A 22,325-nucleotide genomic window follows, 5' to 3' on the forward strand; every position below is an offset into this window, starting at 1 on the left:
CTCTTTTAAGGAGAGGAACCTGAGCTGATTTAACCTTCTTTCAGATCTTGGGTGGTCCCACCCCGGAGGGCGGGCGAAGAAGGTAATCAGGGTTGCGTCCACCGCAGGGCGGTACGCAGCTGGCGGGGAGTCATTACTGGGAAACGGGCTTGACCGTCTTGACGATCCGCGCGGCCACCTTGTAGGGGTCGGCGGCGGAGTTGGGGCGGCGGTCTTCGAGCCAGCCTTTCCAGCCACGCTCCACCGTAGCGATGGGAATGCGGATGGAGGCACCGCGGTCGGAGATGCCGAAGCTGAACTGGTCGATGCTCTGGGTCTCGTGCTTGCCCGTCAGGCGGAGGTGGTTATCGTGGCCGTAGACGGCGATGTGTTCCTTGACGTAGGGGCGGAAGGCTTCGCAGACTTTGTCGTAGTCGGCCTTGTTGCCGCTGTTGCGGAGGAAGGAGTTGGAGAAGTTGGCGTGCATGCCGGAGCCGTTCCAGTCGCCAACCAGCGGTTTGCAGTGGTACTCGACGGCTACGCCGTAGGACTCGGCAACGCGCTCCAGGAAGTAACGGGCCAGCCATACCTGGTCGCCCGCTTCGGCGGCACCCTTATCGAAGGTCTGGAATTCCCACTGTCCGGGCGCCACTTCGGCGTTGATGCCTTCGACGATCAGCCCGGCATCGAGGCATACGTCGAGGTGTTCTTCGATGATTTCGCGGCCGTAGGCGTTGTTGGCGCCCACGGAGCAGTAGTAGGGGCCCTGGGGGCGGGGGTCTGTGCCGTCGGCGGGGAAGCCAAGGGGCTTGTTCGTTTCTGGATCCCAGAGGAAGTACTCCTGTTCGAAGCCGAACCAGAAGTCGCGGTCGTCATCGTCGATGGTGGCGCGGGCGTTGGAGGGGTGGGGAGTACCGTCGGAGTTGAGGACTTCGCAAAGGACGACGTAGCCGTTCTTGCGCTGGGGGTCAACGACGATGGCCACGGGCTTGAGCAGACAGTCGGAACTGCCGCCGGGGGCCTGGTTGGTGGAGGAACCGTCGAAGGACCACATCGGGCAGTCTTCCAGCTTGCCGCTGAAGTCTTCCACGATTTTGGTTTTACAGCGGATCTGCTGCATGGGCTCGGTACCGTCGAGCCAAATGTATTCGAGCTTGTGCTTGGTAGCCATGGAAAAAGGAGTTGTTTTGGGTTAAATCAGAAATTTGTGAAAGCGGGCGCGGCCGCAGGTGCCAGAGAAGGTGGAAAGGAGCAAGGGAAGAATAAGACTCGCCCTGCTACGGGTTCCCATCCCCCGCACCTGCGTCAGCGCCTGGATTGGTTAACTAGAAAGAGTAGACGCCCGCGAGGATAAAGGCGAATACGGACTCATCGTTGACCCCGTAGGTATCGGAATCGTAGACGTTAAAGAAGCCATTGCTGCCCGAGTCGAAGCGCACTTCGGGGATGATGCGGAGGTCACCGACGCTGAACCCGGCGCTGGCCGTAAGGCTGAGTACGCTGGGCGTATCGATGTCTACTCCTTCGGGCGGCGTGAGCGAGAAGAGCTCGCCGCGCAGGCTGACGGTAGCGGTTTCGGAAGCGTTGACGGTAGCGTAGAGCGCCGTGCCGAAGAATCCGCCCACGCTTTCGCCGTCGAAGCTCTGGCTGTAGCTGCTCACGTTGAGGCCCAGGGAGAAAGTTTCGCTGACGGCGTAGGTCGCCGTGAGGTCCACCTGGAACTCGCTGAGGTCGTCATCGCTGGTGGTGAGATCACCCCCTTCGGCCTCTTTGCCGGTCAGCACATTGAGGTAGGCGGAGAGGCCACCGAGTTCGGTGCTCAACTGGGCACCGAGGTGCTTACCGGCCACTCCGTCAATCTTGGAGTCCGTATCGTTGAACACCCCGATCATTGCCCCGAATTTTTCGCCGAGGGCGAAATCGGCTTTCGCACCGGTGTGGAAGAAAGGTCCGTTGCTGAAGAGGTAACTTACGCTGTAATTCATGTTGGCGGGGGCATCGATGACTTCGTAGCCCACGAAGGTACCAAAGTTACCGAGGGTGAAGGTAACGGCGTCGCTGGGCGAGTAGGTTACGAACAGCTGCTGAACGGTAGAGGCGAAGTTTCCAGCGAAGCCACCGTTGGCCTGGGTGGCGCGGGGGCCGAAACCGACCTGGCCGACGAAGCCGACTTTACCTACCGTCTTTTCGGCCAGCAGGTTGACGTTGCCGATACCGAAGGTATTGGTAGCACCGGTGAAGCTGGTACCGAAGGGGAGGTAAACGCCGTCTGCGCCATCGACCTGCGAAACGTTGCCCTGGTAGTAGGCATCGACGTAGCCGGTGAGGGAGAAGCCGGGCTCCTCTTCTTCTTTTTCTTCCTGGGCCGTGGCGGGCGTTACCACCGGATCGGTAGTTGCTTCGACGGCTTGGGCGAAAAGTTGGAAACTGGAAAGCAGGAAGGCCACGAGGGTGATTTTAAAACTTAGTTTCATGGTAAAGTGAGGTTGGTAATTGCGGGGTTGCAATTGGAGAAGGTGAGAAAAACACCGGACGAGAACCAACCTCGGAGGTAATTTGGGCAAATGGATTGCGCCTGCTTACCTTTATCGCTTCCGCCGCAGGTGGCGGAAAAGATCCTTGAGTCGGGGGCGGTTCTACCGTTTCCGGCGGGCCCGTCTTAAGCGTTGCAGCGCTGGCGGGCCTTTTTTGTTGAAAGAATGGTAGTGGGGTGGATGGGTTTTGGACACCCTGCCCCACTACCTTATATATATGGTTACGATTCGCTGGTGAGCTGGAAGACGCCGTCTTCCTTGTTCAGCGTGTAGGCGTGCATGTCGTGCTCGCCGATGTCGAGGCCTTTCAGCTCTTCTTCGGCGTCGACGCGGATGCCCACGGTTACCTTGAGTACGCCGAGGATACCGAAGGTAGTGGCGAAGCTGAACGCACCTACGGCCAACGTACCGATCAACTGGGTAAAGAAGTGGTGGTCTGGGTTGGTGCTGAAGATGCCAACGGCCAGGGTGCCCCAGATGCCGCACACGCCGTGGACGGAAGTGGCGCCTACGGGGTCATCGAGTTTCAGCGTTTTATCGAAGAAGACAATGCTTACGGGGATGATGATGCCGGCGATGGCTCCGATGGCGATGGCGCTGATGCCGGTGAAGCTATCGGCTCCGGCCGTGATGCCTACCAGGCCCCCGAGGATGCCGTTGAGGACCATGGAGAGGTCGTAGGACTTAAACATGAGGTAAGCCATGAAGAAGGCCGCCAAGCCGCCGGCCGCAGCGGCCAGAGAGGTGGTGACGAAGACCAGGGAAACGGCGTTGGGGTTGGCGCTCAGGACGGAACCGCCGTTGAAGCCGAACCAACCAAACCACAGGAGGAAAACACCGATGGCGGCCAGGGGCATGCTGTGGCCGGGGATGGCCGTGATGCTGCCGTCTTTGCGGTACTTCCCTTTGCGGGCACCGAGAAGGATGATGGCGGCCAGGGCAGCGAAGCCACCGGCGGCGTGTACGAGGGTAGAGCCTGCGAAGTCGTAAAAGCCCTTCGTATCCAACCAGCCCAGGCCCCACTTCCAGCTGCCGGTAATGGGGTAGCTGAAGGCCACGAAAAGGGTGGCAAAGATGAGGAAGGGCACGAGCTTCATGCGCTCCGCAACGGCACCGGAAACAATGGTGGCGCAGGTGGCGGCAAACATGCCCTGGAAGATGAAGTCGGAGTAGCCCGTGTAGCTAGAACCAGCTTCGGCAGCGGCAGCGTAGGCCTCGGAAGACCCGTCGCCAATGGCACCCGCAGCCCAGTCCATGGGAGCGAAGCGGCCCAGCCAACCACCGATGCTCCAGGCATCGCCGGGATACATCAGGTTGTAGCCCACGACGTAGTAAGTGAGCAGGCCGATGGAGATGATCATGGAGTTTTTGAAGAGGATGTTCACAACGTTCTTACGCTGCACGAAGCCAGCCTCAAGGGTGGCAAAACCCAGGTGCATGATGAAGACCAGGCAGGTCGCAATCAGTATCCAGAGGTTATTAACGGTAAGCATTGCTTCCATGGAGTTGAAAATTTTAGTTTCGAAGGGAAATTCGAGTGAGTGGGGGGTTACTGGAAGGAAACCACCACCGGGTGCTCAGCGCAAGGAGTACTCACGACGGGCCCGGGATGGACGAAACAAATGGTTACCTGGAAGGGGCTAAGGAAAGGCGGACCTGCACCGCTGGATGCGCTGGTGCGTAGATGGGAAAGTGAGGCAGAAACTGCCGGTCCGCAGTAAGTTGAAGCGGAGGGGTGGTTAGGCCCACCGGCGGGGAGAAGGGGCGCAGATCAGATGGCGCTCTCGTCTTCTTCACCCGTGCGGATGCGGACGACGCGGTCTACATCAAAAACGGTGATTTTGCCATCCCCGACCTTGCCCGTACGGCCAGCGGAGGTGATGGCGCTGATGATGGCATCAAGCTTTTCGGTCGGCGCGAGGATGTCCAGCTGAAGGCGAGCAATGTAGTCGGCATCGTAAACGCTGCCGCGGTAGGTGAGCTGCTCGCCGCGTTGGAGGCCAAAACCCTTTACCTCAGTGAGGGTAAAGAAATTGACGTCAATTTCGGCCAAAGCATCACGGATGGCCTCAAAACGGGACAAACGAATGATAGCTTCAATCTTCTTCATGTGGGGAAGTTATCTTTGCCGCTTGGGTGGTTAAACCAGGCTGGGCAAATTTGCGTGAAAAGGAACAAGTTGTCGGGCTATCTGGTTAAGGGCGCTCAAGGGAGATCGTCACCTCCGCTTTGGTCTTACAAAGGTGAAACAGCGGGCGGAAGCCAGAGAGCCAATGTCGGCCGTAAAATGTTACGTTCAAAACTAAGCAAACCAATTGTAAAGCACTGATAATTAACTACATAGCTAAAAAATTGCTGCCATGGCAAGCCTCCCGGATGTCCCCCGACTAAAACGGAAAAATCCCGGCTGACGGCCCCGGGCAGTAACTAAGCAGTACCTTTCCCACCCTTCTCTCCGTATTCTTGCACCATGGCTACCGCCGTTAAGGACCAACTCTGGCGACTGATCCACTCGCTCTCCAAAGCGGAGAAGCGCAGTTTCAAGCTGTACGCTACGCGGGCGGGCAGTACGGTAGACAGCAAATTCATTCAGCTTTTTGACGTCCTGGACCGCCTGCCGGAGCCGAATGACGACCAGGCCATGGCCAGGATGAAGATCACCAGCGGGCAGTACAGCAACCTTAAGCGCCACCTCTACCAGCAGCTGCTGACGAGCCTGCGCCTGATTTACATTGATAAGGAGATTGACATCGAGTTGCGGGAGCAATTGGATTTTGCCCGGATTCTGTATGGTAAGGGCCACTACCTTGATGCTTTACGCATTCTTGAGCGGGCCAAAGCCAAGGCCGTAGAGCACAACCAGGATTTGCTGCACCTGGAGATCCTGGAATTCCAGAAACTGATTGAAGCCCGCCACATCACGCTTTCGCGGCAGGACGAAGACAAGTTGGAGTACCTCGTCAACGAATCCGCCGAGCGCAGCTTCAGTGTCCTCAACACCAGCGAGCTGTTCAACATCAACATCCAGATTCACGGCCGGTACATCGAAAACGGTCATAGCCGGGGGCCGGAGGATGAATTGGTGAACCGCGAATTCTGGAAAAGCATCCAGAGAGGCCACATTGACCGGGATTCGGTGGCGCACACCTTCCACCAAAAAATCAACCGCTTCCAGGCGGCGATGTGGTACAACTACATCCAGTTGCAATTGGATGATGCCCTGGAATCGGCCCGCAACGCCATTGCCCTGTTCGAGATCAGCCGGCACATGGTCATGAAAGACCCCGATTTGTACCTGCGGGCCCTCTACTACGTCACGCTTTTCGCCTACCTCAACCGGGATGAGAAAATGGTGGCCCGCTACCTGCGGAGGATGGAAGATTTCCTGAGCAACGAAAACATCCTGCTCAACGAGAATTCGCAGTTGATTGGCCATACCTACCAGTACCTTAGCCAGTTCAACCACCATTTTCTGCGGAGAGACGGCGCGGCGGCCTACGCCCTGAGCCTCGAAGTAACTGCCGCCTACACGGAGGGGCGCTTTCTCCCCAATGAGCAGCGCTGGGGCCTCTTCCGCTACAAATGTGCGGCGGCCTGCTTTTTGACCCACCGTTTTGGGGAGGCCCTCGATCACCTCAACGAGATCATCAACCTGCGGAGCGGCATTTTACGCGAAGACCTCCTGATCAACAGTCGCATCCTGCACGCCATTTGCCACTTTGAAATCGGCAACCTGGCCCTGGTGGATTATCACCTGACGGGCCTGAGCCGGCTGCTGCGCAAAAGCCGGGAAGCCGCGGAAGTCCACCGCCTGGCCATCAGCACCTTGCGCCGGCTGCTGAAGTGCCCGCCGAATGAGCACTTGCCCATCTACCAGCAACTTGCCAGGGACCTGGACCAACCCACCCGGCATCCCTTCGAACAAAAAGCCTTGGTTTACCTGAATCTGCAGGATTGGCTGAACCTGCACACGCCAGCGTGACTTTCCGGGAGCTAGAAGAGATATGAACCTTTTGGGGTTTGCACACCATTGGCAAAACTACTGGTCTTGACCACGACGTAGATAAACAGCCCGGGGCTATTTCCCGGGATTGCGCTTACCTTACCCGCAGGTTCGCTGGTAAACCATTATTTGCTTCAGTGTTTACGAGTACAGCCTGAGCAAAGCCCCAAAAATCGCTTGCAATGAGATCAGTTTACTTTCGCTTTTCCAGCCTCTTTGTAGTGCTGGCCCTTGCTATTTTCCAGCTGGCCAACTCCAGCGGGCCAGCCGCCAACGGCAACTATTTTACCGGAGCACCTACGGCCTCGGGCGGTACGGAGCGTACGTGTAGCACCTGCCACAGCGGCGGCAGTTTTGGGGAGCCCCGGATCAGCGTCCGCTTCGCCGCCGACGGGGAGCCGGCAGATACCCTGAGTAATTACCGGCCGGGACAAACCTACACGGTGACGCTGGCGGTAGGCTATAGCACTGCGGCGCCCGCTGGCTACGGTTTCCAGAGCCAGTTCCTAACGGCAGCCAACGCTACGGCGGGCACCCTGGATATGCCCGGCGATGGAGTACAGATCACCGCCGGAAATGGAGACCGCCGCTACGCCGAGCACAGTGACATCAACAGCGACAGTACCTTTACTTTTCAGTGGACGGCGCCCGAAGCCGGTGCGGGCGAAGTGAAATTGTACGCCGTTGGCAATCTCGTCAACCGCGCCAACGGTACCGGGGGAGACAACGGTAGCACCGCGCCCACCATCATCACCCTCGGCGAGGGCTCGCCGGTAGCAACCCGCGAAGTGGAGGCCATCAACGGTGCCCTCTTTCCCAACCCGGCGGCGGACCGCGTTTTCCTGGACATCGCGCCGCGCGTAGCCGGCACCTACACCCTGCAACTGCTGGCCGTGGACGGACGACCACTGGGCCAAAGCACCCAAGTACTGCGGGCGGGCCGGCAGCGGCTGGAACTTCCCCTGGCCCAGGCCCCGGCTGGCGTATACCTCGTGACGCTGACGGGAGCGGGCGGACGTTTCGCAGGCCGAATCGTCAAGGAATAAAGCCGCAGGCAGCCATTGCTTTCGGCACAGCAGACTGGAAGGGGGCGCGGCCGCAGGTGGAAAGAACGGGACCAAACAGCAAGGCCCAACCCGAACCCGGCAGTTGCTCCACTTCCACCAGATCCGCCGCCCCCCCTTCCCTGGCTCGTTCAACTTACGCTGCACCTGCGGCCGCGCCCGTGCTGCACCAGCCCGCCTATTTCCGCTCCCCTGCCCTGCTTGTCGGCCACACAACCAAACAAGCTGGCCCTTTGATATGGCAAATTTCTTCAACTGTGTTCCGACCCGTATTTTTGCCGCGCTCTGGCGCTGACAGCTTGCAATACGAGCACTGATTATTTCTTCGACCTACTCTCATCTGATTTTCATGCGTACGCTCTTCCTATTGACGGTGTCCGTCTTTTTATGCACTTCCCTGGACGCCCAAAGCTGGCAGCCGATTGAAATCGATAAAACGGAGGGCGACCGCCGGATTGTGGTGAAAAATGCCCTGGGGCTGAGCACCGACCCGGCCGCACTGCAAACCCTTCTCCGGCGGGCACCCCACGAACGAGATGCGCGCGCCGAAGAAAGTCCCGTAAGCCTTACCCTTCCCGACGCGGCGGGACAACTGACGACATTCCGCATCGTGGCCTACGACGTAATGGCCCCAGCCGACCAGCCGCGCTTTCCCAACATCGGTACCTGGTACGGCATTAACCCAGCGCGGCCGGGGCAGACCATTTTCCTGGACTGGACGGAACGCGGTTTTCACGCCAGCGTTTCCGGTGGCGGGCAAGCGGCCTTTTACGTCGATCCGTTGTACCGGGGCAACGACCAACTCTACCAGGTGTACGCCCGTTCGGCGGCTACCGCGCCGGAGCACCTGCCCTTCAGCTGCCAAACCAAAGCCGATGCCCTCTGGGAAGCCCCGGAGCTGCCGGCGGGGCCCAAGCGCCTGGGCGACTGCGTATTACGGCAGTACACCCTGGCCGTATCGGCAACCGTAGCCTACACCACCTACCACGGTGCGACGACGGCGGCGGGTGCCGCCCTGGTACAATCGGCGGTGGTCACTTCGGTCAATCGCCTCAACCAGGTCTTTACCCGCGATCTTTCGCTCCGCCTGCAATTGGTGCCGAACAACGACAATGTCTATTTCTACGCCGGGGGCAATAATCCCTTTTCCAGCAACGACGTTGGCGACCTCATTGACGAGAATACGGGGGTGTTGAACAACCGCCTGGGGGCGGGCACTTACGACCTGGGCCACGTTTACACCCAGGGCGGCAACAACGGGGTGGCGGCCCTCCGTTCCGGTTGCACGGGGTTCGCAGGTGCTGGCGCAACCAGCCACTCCCGGCCCGAGAACGATCCCTTCGTCATCGATTACGTCGCCCACGAAATGGGCCACCAATTGGGCGGCAACCATACCCAAAACAACGATTGCAACTACAGCAGCAGTGCAGGAATGGAGCCCGGTAGCGCTTCGTCCATCATGGGCTACGCCGGCATCTGTTCGCCGAACGTCCAAAACCAAAGCGACGACTATTTCCATGGCCGCAGCATCGAGGAAATCACCACTTTCCTGGAGTTGGGTAACGGGGGCAGCTGCGCCACCGTAGTGGATATGTCTTTGGCCAATCCGGTGGTAGTGGCGGTTCCCGATCACCTCATCCCCGCCGGCACGCCTTTCGTGCTGGAAACTTCGGCCACGGGCAACGGTACCCTTTCTTACAACTGGGAGCAGTACGACGCAGCCCAGGGCCCGATGCCCCCGGTAGGCACCAGTACCGTCGGGCCACTGTTCCGCAGCTTTGCCGCTACGGAGGAGGGCGCGCGCTATTTTCCCCAGCTGAGCGCGGTCGTTGCCGGGGAAGATCCTGAATGGGAAGAATTGCCCTTGGTGGACCGCACGCTCAACTTCCGCCTGACGGCCATCAACCGCAACGCGGCCTACGGCTGTGCCAGCGAGGATAACGTCCGCCTGACGGTGGACGCTGATCGGGGGCCATTTACCGTAACGGACCCCAGCAACGGCAACCGGTGGAGTGCCGGGCAAATTGCCCAGATCCAGTGGGACGTAGCGGGCACCGACGCTGGTGCGCTCAACTCCCCTACCGTACGGGTGCTGCTTTCTACCGACGGAGGTCTCAACTTTCAGCCCCTGGCCAGCGGGCTCCCGAATACCGGCTACGCCGAGGTGCAGGTGCCCGGTACGCTGAGCAACGCGGCCCGGATAATGGTCCGCAGTGAAGGCAACGTCTTTTTCAACGTCAGCAGCCAGGACTTTTCCATCGGCACCAGCAGCGGTACGCCCTCCGTAGCCGTGACGGCCCTGGACCCTACGGAAGTGAGTGATTGTTTTGTGAGTACCGACGAAGTTTCCCTGCGCTTCCTTACGGCCAGCAGCGGCGGCGCTACGGCTCCCATTGCCCTTAGTGTGACGGGGCTAGCGCCGGGGCTGACGGCCAGCTTTAGCCCGGCGACGGTGCGCCCCGGTGGCGTATTTACTTTGCGCATCAGTGGACTTTCTTCCGTCCCCGCCGGCACCTATCCGGGCCAGGTGAAGGGCGGCAGCACCGAAACCAACTTCACCCAAAATTTCACCGTCACCAAAACCTCGGGGGCGCTGGCTGGCCCGCTGGCCCTCTCTCCCGTCGGCCAGGCGGAGGACACCCGGCCAACCCTGCGGGTCCAGCCCACGGGTGCCGATGCCTACAACTTTGAAATCTCCGACCAGCCGGACTTCTCCAACATCCTCTTTTCCTTTACCGGCCCCGACCCCAGCTATACCCCGCCCGGCTACCTGAATGCCGAAAGCCCGTATTTCTGGAGAGCCCGGACGATCGACGTCAACACGAATTGTGGGAGTTCGGAATGGACCGTTTCCCCGTTCCTGGCGGGCCCTTGCTTTCAATTTTTCAGCACTGCCGCACCCGCCCCAATCAGTTCCGGCCCTCCGCCCCAGTCGGCCAATATGGCGCTGGCAATCGCTCAAATGGGGCAGATTACGGACCTGGACCTGGTCTCCTTAGACATTACCCACACCTACCTGAGTGACCTGGCCATTGAATTGGTATCCCCCGCCGGCACGGCAGCAGTGATTTTCAACGAAGAATGTGGCTCGGTGAACAATATCCTGGCCACCTTTGATGACGAAGCAGCGGAGGACGCCTTTAACTGCCCGCCGATCGGCAACGACCTTTTCGTACGCTCGCGCGGCGATCTGCTGAGTGCCTTCGATGGCGAATCCCTCCAGGGCAATTGGACGGTAGTCGTAAACGATGGGGCAGACCAGGACGGGGGCGCGATCAATGGCTTCGGGATCAAGGCCTGTTTGGAGGCCAATGTTTTACCGGTCACCTTCGTCTCTTTTACCGCCCGGGGGCGTAAGTCCGACATCCTCCTCCGCTGGGCAACGGAACAAGAGACGGCCAACCGGGGCTTTTTCCCGGAGCGCACGCCCGTGGGCCAGCCCGGCGCATGGCGGGAGCTGGGCTTCGTCGCCGCCGGTGCCGACTACTCTTTCGTGGATTCCACGGCGCTGCCCGGGCAGGAATACCTCTACCGCCTGCGGCAGGTAGACCTGGACGGGACGGTCACTTACTCCGAACTGCGCATGGCCCAGATCGGGGCGGCGACGGTGGGGGCTGGCTTACTGCTCTACCCCAACCCGGCGCGGGAAACGGTAGCTTACCGCTGGGCCGGACCGAGCAGTGGACAGACGCCGTATCGCCTGACGGACGCCTGGGGACGGGTCGTCCAGACGGGCATTCTCTACGCCGGGGGCGGCAGCATCGCACTGGACCAACGAGCCGCCGGGGTTTACTACCTCACGCTGACTTCTGCGGAGCGGCAGGAAACTTTCCGCCTCATCCGGCTGTAAACCGGAGTAGCTTCGTCTTCCGAAACATCCCCACATGGCAAAAAAGCAAAAACGCAACGACGGGCTGGCCTTCTCTTCCCCCGCCAGCGAAGCCAATGATAATCCCTTCGCTGCGCTGCTGGGGCTCGGAGCTGAGTTGCCGGCCGGCCCGGCTCATCCCGCTGCCGAAGACGACGATGGGGGCGCGGACGCAGGTGCAGTGGCGGGGGACGTAAAAGCAAAGATGGCCCTGCGGGTACACCACGACCGCAAGCACCGCAATGGTAAAGAAGCCACCATCATCACCGGATTCACCGGCACCGATGAGCAGCTTGCCGACCTCGGAAAATTACTGAAGTCCCGCTGCGGCGTCGGCGGCTCCGCCAAGGACGGCGAGATCATCATCCAGGGCAACAAACGCGATAAAGTCCTCGAAATCCTCCTGGCCGAAGGCTACCGCGCCGCCAAAAAAAGTGGCGGGTAGGCATTTGTTCCAACACCAAATTAACGTAAGGTTGAGCCTTTGCAGTAACCGCAACTAACTGATCTTCAACGGCCTTTAGAAAGGAGTACTGTAGTTTTGCAGTTCGGCAGTGAATAATGCATCACTTCTGAACTACAAAACTACCGACCTAAAAAACCATTGCGTTCTACCATCTGAAAATCAGCGAATACCCCAACCTGAGGTCAGATTATCCCTTCCACCCGGACTTCAGGCCCACCGTCAGGTTAAACACGGGCTTACCGGGAGTACCGTCGGGATCGGCCGTGTAGTAGCCCTTGCGGAGGAACTGGAAGGTATCCCCTGGCTGGGCCTTGGCCAGGGCGGGTTCTCCCTTGGCGGCCAGGATTTGCAAGCTGCTGGGGTTAATGAATTCCAGAAAATCCCGGTCCTCGTGGTCCATCGGTGTGGGGTCGGTAAACAACTTATCGTATTCCCGCACTTCCAGGTCAATGGCTTCCCGCACGGCCACCCAGTGAATGGTTCCCTTCGCGCTGACGCCAGAAGTATCATTGCCGGAACGGCTCTCGGGGTAGTAGGTAGCGTTGATCTGGGTCACCACCCCGTCGGCATCTTCTTCGTGGCCGGAAACGTGGATGATGTAGGCGGACTTGAGCCGTACGTCCTTGCCCGGGGCCAGGCGGAAGTACTTGCGGTTCTGCGGTTCTTTTTGGTAATCTTCCCGTTCCACCCACAGTTCTTTGCCAAAGGGCAGCGCTTCCTCGGTAAGGGCTGGGCTGCCTTCTGTTTCGGGCTGCCGCTCGGCGGTGAGCATCTCTACCTGGTCTGCGGGGTAATTGGTCAATACCAGTTTCACGGGATCCAGGACGGCCATGTAGCGGTCGGCGGTGTCGTTGAGTACTTCGCGTACGTTGTGCTCCAGAAGGTCGTATTCCTGCTGGTTGTCGCGCTTAGTGACGCCCGTACGCAGGCAAAAATTACGCAGGGCCAAGGGAGGATAGCCCTTGCGGCGCATGCCCGCCAGCGTACCCATGCGGGGATCATCCCAACCCGCCACGATGCCTTCTTCGACCAGTTTTTTGAGCTTGCGCTTGCTGGTGATGAGGTAATCGACGTTCATGCGCGCGAATTCGATCTGCCGACTGGGAAAAATCTCCAGCGCTTCAATCAACCAGTTGTAGAGGTCACGGTGGTGCCGGAATTCCAGGCTGCACAGCGAGTGCGTGATGCCCTCAATGGAGTCGCTCTGCCCGTGTGCAAAGTCGTAGAGGGGGTAGATGCACCAGGCGTCGCCCGTCCGGTGGTGGGCTTCGTGTTTAATCCGGTACAGGACGGGGTCACGCAGCAGGAGATTGGGGTGGGCCATGTCAATTTTGGCCCGCAGGACTTTACTGCCGTCGGGAAATTCCCCTGCCTTCATCCGCTCGAATAAGTCGCGGTTCTCGGTAATGGAGCGGTCGCGGAAGGGGCTGTTGGTGCCCGGCCGGTCGATGTCTCCTTTCTGCTGGGCAATTTCCTCTACCGTTGAGTCATCCACGTAGGCCAGTCCTTTATCGATGAGCCGCAGGGCAAATTCGTAGAGTTCACCGAAATAGTCTGAGGCGTACAGCGTCTCTCCTTCCCATTCGTAGCCCAGCCAGCGGAGGTCGTTTTCGATGTTGGTCACAAAGTGGGTTTCTTCGGTAGACGGGTTGGTGTCGTCCATCCGCAGGTTGGTTTTCCCTCCGTACTTTTTGCCGATTTCGAAGTTGATGACAATGGCCTTGGCGTGTCCGATGTGCAGGTACCCATTCGGCTCGGGGGGAAAGCGGGTGTGGACGCGGCCGCCGTGCTTGCCGTTTTTCAGGTCTTCGACGATGAATTCTTCAATAAAGTTGTCCGCTTCGGGAATGCGCTCAGTCATCAGTTGCTGTAATTCTACCTTTCCCCGCAAGTTGCCGGGGCGGCAAAGATAACGGCTTCGCCCGGGAATTAGGTCCGCTTCGCGGCAATCGCTGGCGGCATTTTCCGGCGGAGCGTAGCTGCCGGGCCTTAAAGCTTGTGGTGCCAGGGCGGTCTTTGCTTATTCCGCCCAAATGCCGGTCTTGAGCGTCCAGTCGTAGTCGGTGTATTCCCGCTTGATGTCTTTGTTTTCTTCCGTCAGCACGCCGTAGGTGACTAAAAACTCGTCAATGCCCCCGTGGTCGCCGAAGTCCCCCCGGAACCAGGAAAAAAGTGGCGAGGTATACAGCACGGATTTGCCGTCCACTTCTTTGATCTCACTGTGCTTGGCCAGGTACTTCGTTACCCGGTTATCGATCTGCTCGTTGTAGGTGGCTGGCACGTAGATTTCCACGGGCGGGCAGTCTGCGGCACCGCAGTTCAGGGCAAAGTGTACCCGCGAGTCGCCGCCCTTGACTTTAAATGTGCGTTCGAATTTGTTGGGGAAAAACTTGGGAATAAAGCCCAATCCAAAGCGGTTTTCTCCTCCCCGGATAATGCCGTGTTCCATTTCGTTCGGGCTAAAGGTGTGCCCGGCGACGGTAAACGAAGGCGTACTGAAAAAGGCGCTCCGGTCGTCAAAAAGTTCGGGATTGCGGGTCAGCAGATACTGCACCATGCCGTTATAGGTATTTACCCAGAAGGCCAGTTTTTTCTCCCGGGTGTCCAGTGCTGCGGCCAGGTCCTGCGGTTTATAGGCGGCCAGTTGTTCCACCAGTGCCGTGGCGTCTTGTCCATTTTTAATGGTCAGCAGAATTTCCTGGCTAAGGGCGTTGGGCGTCAGGCCAGCAAAATCCTCCGGCGGGAAACCATCCGTTGGCTGGTACCTTCCGCAGGCCAGTATTCCGAACATCAGTAAGCCTAGAACCCCAAATTGACCGTATCGCATATTGTGCTGTTTTCGATACAACAGGCCAAACACCCAATTTGTGGTAGTCGCGGGTGATTTTGTGTGCAGGTCTTGCCAGGCTCGCGTAGGTGGTCAGGTTCTCCTGCCCTGCGCTCTGACATCCTCCGCTCCCGGGTCCCTTTCCCTGCATCCTGCGGCCGCGCCCGATGCAAACACTTCCCAAGATGTAGCGAATTTTCGCTAAACTGCCCTATCTTCACGCGCCAAGCTTGAAAGACATGCAGTACATCTCTACCCGCAACCTCCGTTTCGTCCTCAACGAAGTGCTCGACCTCGCCCAGATCCGCTCTTTCCCCGCCCACGCTGCCTTTGACCACGAAGCGACGGAGATGACCCTGGACGCGGCCAAACAGCTGGCCGACCAGTATCTTTTCCCTTACTACCGGGAGATGGACAAAAACAAAGCCTACTATAAGGATGGCGAGGTGCACGTTTTACCCGCCGTGGGCGAGGGCATGCGCGCCATGGGGGCCGCTGGCTGGCTGAGCGCGGCCTGGCCCTACGAACTGGACGGGCAGCAGATGCCTACCGTGATTCTCAACGCCGCCGGCCTCATCTTCCAGGCCGCCAACGGCAACCTGGCCGCCTACAGTTTCCTGACCACGGGTGCCGCCAACCTGATCCTGAACTTCGGCACCGACCAACTCAAATCTGCCTACCTGGCCAAAATGGCCGCGGGCGAATGGCAAGGCACGATGGCCCTGACCGAACCACAGGCGGGGTCTTCCCTCTCCGACATCACCACTACTTACGAAGACCTGGGCGACGGCAGCTACGCCATCAAAGGCCAGAAAATTTACATCAGCGGTGGTGATCACAACGCTACGGAAAACGTCGTCCACCTCCTCCTGGCCCGCAAAAAAGACGGCCCCAAAGGGATGAAGGGCGTCAGCCTGTTCGTCGTCCCCAAGCACCTTCCGCAGGGCGATGCGCTGGTCGATAACCACGTGACGACTGCCGGCATCTACGGCAAAATGGGCCAGAAAGGCTACGTCGCCGCCCACCTCATGTTCGGGGAGCAGGGCACTACGCGGGGCTACCTGGTGGGCGAAGAGTTCCGGGGGCTGAACAACATGTTCCAGATGATGAACGAAGCCCGGATCGGGACGGGCGTCATGGCGGCTGCTTCGGCTTCGGCGGCCTACTACGCCAGTTTGCAGTACGCCCGGGAGCGCCCCCAGGGCCGGCATCCGGGCAATAAGGACGTGAATGCTCCGCAGGTCCTCATCATTGAGCACGCGGACGTGCGCCGCATGCTGCTGTTTCAGAAAGCCGTGGTGGAGGGCAGCATCGGGTTGCTCATCCAATGCTCCCTGTACGAAGACCTCAGTAAGATCAGCGAGGACGCCGCCGAAAAAGAGCGGGCCCACCTGCTGACGGAGCTGCTTACCCCCATCGCCAAATCTTTCCCCAGCGAGTACGGCACCGAGGCGGTCAGCCAGGGCATGCAGGTGCTGGGCGGTGCGGGATACACCGATGATTTTCCGCTCGAACAGATTTACCGCGACATCCGCGTCAACGCCATCTACGAAGGCACCACCACCATCCACGGGCTCGACCTGCTGGGCCGCAAAGTCCTCATGCACCAGGGCAAGGGACTGCAATTTCTGACCGAAGAAATTCAGCAAACCCTCACCCCCGCGCTGGCCGACCCCGCCACCCAGGCCCTGGCCGAGACGCTGGCCCAGGGCTTAGCCTCTGTTCAGCAGGTGCTGGGGCATTTGCTGGGGCTGGCGCAAAAAGAGGAAGACCCCCGGGTGTACCTGGCCGACGCCACCGTCTTTTTGGACTACTTCAGCCTCCACGTCATCGGCTGGCTGTGGTTGCGCGAAGCCCTGGTGGCCAGCCGGGCCCTGCCCACCGCAGCGGGCGAGGAGGAAAGCAATTTTTACCGTTCCAAAATTCAGACCGCCAGCTTTTTCTTCCACTACATTTTCCCCCGCACGGCCGGCCACAAACGAACCTTACTCGGCAGCGGCCGCGTCACGCTGGAGACCGGGCCGGAATTGCTGGTATAATGCAGGCTGGACATTTTGCGGTGCAGTATCTCCTACGGGGCGCGGACGCAGGTGCTTGGCCCCGGACACGAAGCAAGGGAAGTCCAATAAAAAGTAGGTGTTTACCCCTGTTTTCGGGCGATTTCCCGGGACAAAGTTCCTCGATTCGCCCCTAAAGCGCTATTTTTCTGGTCGGGCCAGTACTGTCCCTCACTTAAAAGACCAGGCAATATGCGCACCGGTAAAACCACTGCCCCTTCCGCAACTTCCCGTGCGGCGGCCCGTCCTCAGGCCAGCCAGGACCATACCGCACCGGCCAGTGCAGTCTTTCAGGACCGTCGCCCCGCCGTCGCCGCCCAACGCGCGCTGGGGGCTTTGGCCAATGCCCCCCTGCAACGCCAGGAAAGCCCGCCGGTACCGAACCGCACCGGCCTCCCCGACCAACTCAAAAGCGGAGTGGAAAGCCTGGCGGGGGTCGCCCTCGATGATGTCCGGGTCCACCGCAACTCCAGCGCCCCCGCCCGGCTGCAGGCCCACGCCTACGCGCAGGGGACAGACATCCACCTCGGCCCCGGCCAGGAGGAACACCTCCCGCACGAGGCCTGGCACGTCGTGCAGCAAAAGCAGGGGCGGGTGAAACCTACTACGCGCCTGAACGGCAACGTAGCCGTCAACGACAACCCGGGCCTGGAGCGCGAAGCCGACCTGCTGGGTGCCAAAGCTCTCCGCGCCCAGCCCGCCGAGCAGTCTTTGCCCGGCACGGCCTCCACCGCCCCCATTCAGGAAAAAGCCAGTGCCCAGGTGGCTCAACTGCACGACGTACCCGAGGGAGTGACTTCCCCCCTGGACGAACAGTTCCTGCGCATCTTCCTCCTCATCGAGCAGGCCCTGCGCCTGATGGAACCCGCCGAGTCGAACAGCGAAAAACGGGGCAAAGAGGGCAAAGACAGGGGAGAAAAATTGGCTACCGGCTTCCTTGATCTGGTAAGCGGAGACAAAAGCACCAGTGAGGTGATTAGTGATCAGTTCAGCCTCAGCGAAAAATTGAAACTGGGTTGGGAAGGGGCAAAATTATTGGTATCAGGAGCAACCGAAAGCGGGCCCTTGTCCACCTCGACCCGTTCGGAGCGGGAGACGCCTCCCCCATCGTCCTCCTTTTTCTCCTTTGGGTCAGGAGAAACGAGCAGCCGGGACAAAGGAAAGGAGGAAAAGCGTCCCGAAGAGCGTTCTTCCCTTCTCCCGTCCTTTCTCACCCGTTCGGGTGGGGATAAAGGCCCGGAAAAGGAAAAAGAAAAGCAGGAGGAATCACCGGGGTTCTTCTCCAGCCTGTTCAGCAGTTCACCGAACATCACCAATTCCGGTCCCCGTATGGGCGGCGTCAGCGAAGGCCTGGGCACGGGGGGCAAGTTGTTGCTCAGTAGTGCCTTGCGCAAAGAACAGGTGAAGACGGAAGGTAGCGAATTACTGCGCAGGGGGGTAAAGGAAGGCACTTCATTTTTCTCCGGCGCTACCGAAGGAGTGGGCAAACTCATCGGCTCCGGAGAAGACTTCTTCGATGCCAGGAAGATCGTCCGGGCTGCAAGCGAGCACGAAAACCAGGCCAATGAACTTCTCCGCCAAGCACAGTCTTCTATTGAAGAACAAAAAAGCAGCTATCCAGAACTGCCTGAGCTATACGCCAAACGGATTAGTGAGGCCCAAACCCTCCTCCGCTTACTCCCGGACGGGATTGAAAAATACAGCAGTTCCAGTACCCGCGAAAGGGCCAGCACCTGGGCCCTCAAAACCCGAAAAACCCTCCAGGAGCGCAACCCCGGCGACCCCAGCCTCTACGGGCAGTTCAAGGGCTTTGGCAACTTCGTGAAGAACGAGGGTGGGGAGTTGTTGGAATCCGTGAAAAAAGGGGGAAGTTCCCTGTTCTCCTCCGCCAAACAGGGCTTCGGTGAATGGAAGGAGAAGGCCACCCAAAAACTGGCCGATACCAAATCCAGCGTCTTGGGTGGGATATCAGAGCGGGTAGAAGATTCTATTCTTGAGGACAAGTAAAATTGGGTTGGTTTTTTTCTGACGGGGGAAAGACAACCATCTGCCTTCCTTTGCTCTTTTACCTTGCCTGGCACCTGCGCCAGCGCCACTGAACGGTCTTGTAGTCCGGTAGTTCTTTAGTGCCCGATACGGATAACGCTACAGAACCCACAATCTACAAGACTACCGATTTACCAGACTACAGACTTATGTACGCCTCCCTCCGTCAGGCCGCCGAAGACCTCGAAAAAAACGGCCAACTCCTGCGCATCAGTGAAGAAGTGGACCCCGATCTGGAGATGGCCGAAATCCACCGCCGCATCTTTGCCGCCGGTGGTCCCGCCATCCTTTTTGAGCGCGTCAAAGGGAGTCCGTTCCAGGCCATTTCCAACCTCTACGGAACGAAGGAGCGGACGGATTTTCTGTTCCGCAAGACGCTGCCCCGCGTCAAAAAGGTGGTAGAGCTCAAGGCCGACCCCGCCAATTTTGCCCGCAACCCCCTGCGCTACCTCGGGGCGCCGTTTACGGCCCTGAGCGCCCTACCCCGCCGCCACTTCCGGCCCGCCATCAAGTACGCCCGCACGACGATCGATCAGTTGCCCCTCGTTAAATCGTGGCCCATGGACGGCGGTGCCTTCGTCACCCTGCCCCAGGTGATGACCCTGCCGCCGGGCAGCCGCAAGCCGATGGAATCCAACATCGGCATGTACCGCATCCAGCTGACGGGCAACGATTACGTGACCAACCAGGAAATCGGGCTGCACTACCAGTTGCACCGCGGCATCGGCGTGCACCATACGGCGTATTTGCAGTCTGATGAGCCCTTTCGTTGCAGCATTTTCGTTGGCGGGCCGCCCAGCCACGCCTTTTGTGCCATCATGCCGCTGCCCGAGGGGCTGAGTGAAATGACTTTTGCCGGGATGCTGGCGGGGCGCCGCTTCGGTTACACCTGGGATGGCGACTGGCTGCTGTCGGCCGATGCCGACTTCGTCATCACCGGCACCATCCGCAAGGGGGAGAAAAAGCCCGAGGGCCCCTTCGGCGACCACCTGGGCTACTACAGCCTGCAACACGATTTTCCGGTGATGGACGTCGAGGCCGTCTGGCACCGCAAAGACCCGCTGTGGCACTTCACCGTAGTGGGGCGGCCGCCGGCGGAAGACAGCCAGTTTGGCTACCTGATCCACAAAATCGTCAAAGACCTTACACCCGGCGAATTCCCGGGCATCCGGCAGATCAATGCCGTTGATGAGGCGGGCGTGCATCCCCTGCTGTTGGCCGTTGGCTCGGAGCGCTACATGCCCTTCCGCGAACGTGTGCCGGAGGAGATCATTACCCAGGCCAACCGCATTCTGGGCAGCGGGCAGACAAGCCTGGCCAAATACTGCATCATTGCGGCCGACGAAGACGACCCCAAACTGGACGCCGACGATCAACCCGCCTTCTTTCACCACGTGCTGGAGCGCTTCGACCCCCGGCGCGACCTGCATTTCCAGACCCGGACGACCATCGACACCCTGGACTACAGCGGCTCGGGCTGGAATGCGGGCAGCAAGCTCATCCTCGCCTGCCGTGGCGACCGCCGGCGCTCCCTGGCTACGGAAGTACCCGCCGCCCTGCAACTTCCGGAGGGTTACAGCGCGCCGCAGCTGGTGGCACCGGGCATTCTGGCCGTTGCGGGCCCGCCCTTTTCCGCCACGGGCTACGCCGATCTGGAGCCTTTTCTGGGCGCGAACGCAGGTGCTTTGGACATCACAACGAGCGATGGAGGCCCACAGGTACCCCTCATTGTGGTCTGCGACGACAGTCACTTCCTGGCCGCGTCTTTCGCCAATTTCGTCTGGGCCACCTTCACACGCTCCAACCCGAGCCACGACCTGCACGGCATCGACGCCTTCACGGAGCACAAGCACTGGGGCTGCACGGGGCCCGTAGTGATCGATGCCCGCGTTAAGCCCTGGCACGCTCCCGGCCTGGTGCCCGACCCGGCGGTGAGCGAACGGGTGGAGCAAAGATTAAAGGAGTAAGGGGGAAAGGAATAAAGGGGGAAAGGGGGAAAGGAATAAAGGGGGAAAGGGGCTGCCGCACGGGATAGGCGATGCAAGGCATCTTAAAACCTTCGATTAGTTTTTCATACATTCCAATGCTTTATTCATTTATTCAAGAATTCATTTATTCCCTCCTTAGCTTTGCCCCCGCACCAGTGCCAGGACCTTTCACTTTACCACCACCCCTTGCCTACCCTCATCATTCATCCGACGCAATTGCTTTCGATGGAGGCCTTCGATGCCTACCTGACGGCGGGTTTTCGGCCGGCCGGGCAATCGGTGTATTTTGCCGACTACCTGCGCCCGGCCAACGACGGAATTTACGGGTGCATCCAGATTCGATTGCCCCTGGAGAAGTTCGCCTTCAAACCTAAGCACCGACGCATGTTGCGGCAACACGGCGCGCGTTTCCGAACGGAAATTTCCCTGGCTACCCGTTTGCCCGATGCGGAGATGTACGCAGTCAACGCCCGCTACGCCGCCGTCTACCCGGAAAAAACCCGGCTGGACCTGGAGTTTCACCTTTGCAACGAAGCCAACGGCCAACGCACCCTGCACACGCACTGCGCTAAGGTTTACGACGGGGAACAGCTGATCGCCTTCAGCTTCTTTGACGTCGGTCAAAAAGTGGTCTATACCAAGGCGGGCATTTACGACCCGGCTTACGCGGACTACAGCCTGGGCACTTACACCATCCTCCTGGAGATCGACTGGGCACTTTCCAACGGTTTCCACTTTTATCACCCGGGCTACTACGCCCCGGCCTACCCCGTTTTTCACTATAAGCTGCGCTTTGGCCCGGCCGACTACCGGGATTGGAAAACGGGCCAATGGCATCCGTTGCCGAACAACGACCCTGACTTCCCGCCCGATCCTTACGCCCACAACCTCGCTGCGCTGGAGATCCTTCAGCAGGAAATGGAGCGGTGGGGCTTCAGCGCTACCTTGCTGGAATACCCTTCCTATACCGCCCGCTTTCACTATCCCGGGACGGGTGGTGGCCTGCTTGATGCGCCCCTACTCCTGAAACTGCGCCAGGGGCCGGAGGGCGTGATTGTTTACGACAACCAGCGCCAGTGTTACACTTTTCTCCTGACGGCATCTTCGGGGCTGCGCGATGTGAAGGTCCGCATCCAGGGTCCCGGCGGTCTGCCACGCTCGCTCTTCCCCCTGCGCGTGCTGGGTGTACTGCTGGAAGGAGAGACTCCACAGGAATTCCTCACCAATCTTCAGGGGGAAATGAGGACGCCGGACGTTTAGGCGAAAAACGAGTAAATGAGGATGAGGAGCAGCACCACACAAATGCCGGTGATGATGAAGAAGCGTTTGATTTGCCGGGCGTCTTCGGGGTTTACGGGCTTCTTGTTGCGTTGAATTTTGCTCTTTGTGGCCATGATCGGGTTTGCTTTTTTGTGGTGGTCAAGATAGCCGTTGGGGAGAAAATGCGCAAACCCCGAGAGGAAAGAGAAGCATTTACTGCTGGCAGCACTACC

Annotated in this window: 15 protein-coding genes; 8 read left to right on the forward strand and 7 right to left on the reverse strand. The window is 59.4% G+C overall.

What is annotated here, in order from left to right; all coding sequences use genetic code 11:
* Positions 1 to 133: 133 nt before the first annotated feature.
* From H9S92_RS02450 to H9S92_RS02465, 4 genes are all read right to left on the reverse strand, one after another.
* Positions 134 to 1,150 (reverse strand): glutamine synthetase beta-grasp domain-containing protein, encoded by a 1,017-nt coding sequence (locus tag H9S92_RS02450; RefSeq protein ID WP_187465135.1) that lies wholly within the window; start codon positions 1,148 to 1,150, stop codon positions 134 to 136.
* A gap of 154 nt (positions 1,151 to 1,304) precedes the next feature.
* Entirely contained in the window at positions 1,305 to 2,453 is a 1,149-nt protein-coding gene (locus H9S92_RS02455) for an outer membrane beta-barrel protein (protein ID WP_187465136.1), read from the reverse strand.
* A 281-nt stretch (positions 2,454 to 2,734) separates the two neighbouring features.
* Positions 2,735 to 4,015, reverse strand: a complete 1,281-nt coding sequence (locus H9S92_RS02460; protein WP_187465137.1) for an ammonium transporter — start codon at positions 4,013 to 4,015, stop codon at positions 2,735 to 2,737.
* Positions 4,016 to 4,284: 269 nt separating this feature from the next.
* Entirely contained in the window at positions 4,285 to 4,623 is a 339-nt protein-coding gene (locus tag H9S92_RS02465; RefSeq protein WP_187465138.1) for a P-II family nitrogen regulator, read from the reverse strand.
* 360 nt (positions 4,624 to 4,983) lie between these two features.
* On the opposite strand from H9S92_RS02465, the gene H9S92_RS02470 reads away from it, so the two are divergent.
* The 4 genes from H9S92_RS02470 (at position 4,984) to H9S92_RS22120 (ending at position 11,893) form a co-directional block, all read left to right on the forward strand.
* Entirely contained in the window at positions 4,984 to 6,495 is a 1,512-nt protein-coding gene (locus tag H9S92_RS02470; RefSeq protein ID WP_187465139.1) for a hypothetical protein, read from the forward strand.
* Between the two features lie 203 nt (positions 6,496 to 6,698).
* Entirely contained in the window at positions 6,699 to 7,562 is an 864-nt protein-coding gene (locus H9S92_RS02475) for a choice-of-anchor V domain-containing protein (RefSeq protein ID WP_187465140.1), read from the forward strand.
* 367 nt (positions 7,563 to 7,929) lie between these two features.
* Positions 7,930 to 11,430, forward strand: a complete 3,501-nt coding sequence (locus H9S92_RS02480) for a reprolysin-like metallopeptidase (RefSeq protein ID WP_187465141.1) — start codon at positions 7,930 to 7,932, stop codon at positions 11,428 to 11,430.
* Between the two features lie 34 nt (positions 11,431 to 11,464).
* Positions 11,465 to 11,893 carry a translation initiation factor gene (locus tag H9S92_RS22120; protein ID WP_246463599.1) on the forward strand — a complete coding sequence of 143 codons (429 nt, stop codon included), beginning with the start codon at positions 11,465 to 11,467 and terminating at the stop codon, positions 11,891 to 11,893.
* A 208-nt stretch (positions 11,894 to 12,101) separates the two neighbouring features.
* Here the strand turns inward: H9S92_RS22120 and H9S92_RS02490 are convergent, their stop codons facing one another.
* Complete coding sequence (locus H9S92_RS02490) at positions 12,102 to 13,775, reverse strand: glutamine--tRNA ligase/YqeY domain fusion protein (RefSeq protein ID WP_187465142.1); 1,674 nt, start codon at positions 13,773 to 13,775, stop codon at positions 12,102 to 12,104.
* A gap of 159 nt (positions 13,776 to 13,934) precedes the next feature.
* Positions 13,935 to 14,741: a DUF547 domain-containing protein gene (locus tag H9S92_RS02495; RefSeq protein WP_187465143.1), complete on the reverse strand. Its 807-nt coding sequence runs from the start codon at positions 14,739 to 14,741 to the stop codon at positions 13,935 to 13,937.
* Positions 14,742 to 14,980: 239 nt separating this feature from the next.
* On the opposite strand from H9S92_RS02495, the gene H9S92_RS02500 reads away from it, so the two are divergent.
* From H9S92_RS02500 to H9S92_RS02515, 4 genes are all read left to right on the forward strand, one after another.
* A complete protein-coding gene (locus H9S92_RS02500; RefSeq protein ID WP_187465144.1) occupies positions 14,981 to 16,780 on the forward strand; it encodes an acyl-CoA dehydrogenase in 1,800 nt (599 codons plus the stop codon).
* A gap of 210 nt (positions 16,781 to 16,990) precedes the next feature.
* On the forward strand, positions 16,991 to 18,805 hold the full coding sequence (locus tag H9S92_RS02505; protein WP_187465145.1) for an eCIS core domain-containing protein: 1,815 nt from the start codon (positions 16,991 to 16,993) through the stop codon (positions 18,803 to 18,805).
* 188 nt (positions 18,806 to 18,993) lie between these two features.
* On the forward strand, positions 18,994 to 20,811 hold the full coding sequence (locus H9S92_RS02510) for a UbiD family decarboxylase (protein WP_187465146.1): 1,818 nt from the start codon (positions 18,994 to 18,996) through the stop codon (positions 20,809 to 20,811).
* Positions 20,812 to 21,018: 207 nt separating this feature from the next.
* Positions 21,019 to 22,092 carry a GNAT family N-acetyltransferase gene (locus H9S92_RS02515; RefSeq protein WP_187465147.1) on the forward strand — a complete coding sequence of 358 codons (1,074 nt, stop codon included), beginning with the start codon at positions 21,019 to 21,021 and terminating at the stop codon, positions 22,090 to 22,092.
* On the opposite strand, the gene H9S92_RS02520 is transcribed toward H9S92_RS02515, so the two are convergent.
* A complete protein-coding gene (locus tag H9S92_RS02520; RefSeq protein ID WP_187465148.1) occupies positions 22,089 to 22,226 on the reverse strand; it encodes a hypothetical protein in 138 nt (45 codons plus the stop codon). The genes H9S92_RS02515 and H9S92_RS02520 overlap by 4 nt on opposite strands.
* Positions 22,227 to 22,325 lie beyond the last annotated feature (99 nt).

It is taken from the genome of Neolewinella lacunae (genome assembly GCF_014349155.1).
Classification (GTDB): domain Bacteria; phylum Bacteroidota; class Bacteroidia; order Chitinophagales; family Saprospiraceae; genus Neolewinella; species Neolewinella lacunae.

Coding starts and splice junctions, on each gene's coding strand:
- H9S92_RS02490 (WP_187465142.1), bottom strand. CDS start 13,775: ATGACTGAGCGCATTCCCGAAGCGGACAACTTTATTGAAGAATTCATC.
- H9S92_RS02495 (WP_187465143.1), bottom strand. CDS start 14,741: ATGCGATACGGTCAATTTGGGGTTCTAGGCTTACTGATGTTCGGAATA.
- H9S92_RS02465 (WP_187465138.1), bottom strand. CDS start 4,623: ATGAAGAAGATTGAAGCTATCATTCGTTTGTCCCGTTTTGAGGCCATC.
- H9S92_RS02450 (WP_187465135.1), bottom strand. CDS start 1,150: ATGGCTACCAAGCACAAGCTCGAATACATTTGGCTCGACGGTACCGAG.
- H9S92_RS02510 (WP_187465146.1), top strand. CDS start 18,994: ATGTACGCCTCCCTCCGTCAGGCCGCCGAAGACCTCGAAAAAAACGGC.
- H9S92_RS02455 (WP_187465136.1), bottom strand. CDS start 2,453: ATGAAACTAAGTTTTAAAATCACCCTCGTGGCCTTCCTGCTTTCCAGT.
- H9S92_RS02505 (WP_187465145.1), top strand. CDS start 16,991: ATGCGCACCGGTAAAACCACTGCCCCTTCCGCAACTTCCCGTGCGGCG.
- H9S92_RS02520 (WP_187465148.1), bottom strand. CDS start 22,226: ATGGCCACAAAGAGCAAAATTCAACGCAACAAGAAGCCCGTAAACCCC.
- H9S92_RS02460 (WP_187465137.1), bottom strand. CDS start 4,015: ATGGAAGCAATGCTTACCGTTAATAACCTCTGGATACTGATTGCGACC.
- H9S92_RS02480 (WP_187465141.1), top strand. CDS start 7,930: ATGCGTACGCTCTTCCTATTGACGGTGTCCGTCTTTTTATGCACTTCC.
- H9S92_RS02475 (WP_187465140.1), top strand. CDS start 6,699: ATGAGATCAGTTTACTTTCGCTTTTCCAGCCTCTTTGTAGTGCTGGCC.
- H9S92_RS22120 (WP_246463599.1), top strand. CDS start 11,465: ATGGCAAAAAAGCAAAAACGCAACGACGGGCTGGCCTTCTCTTCCCCC.
- H9S92_RS02500 (WP_187465144.1), top strand. CDS start 14,981: ATGCAGTACATCTCTACCCGCAACCTCCGTTTCGTCCTCAACGAAGTG.
- H9S92_RS02470 (WP_187465139.1), top strand. CDS start 4,984: ATGGCTACCGCCGTTAAGGACCAACTCTGGCGACTGATCCACTCGCTC.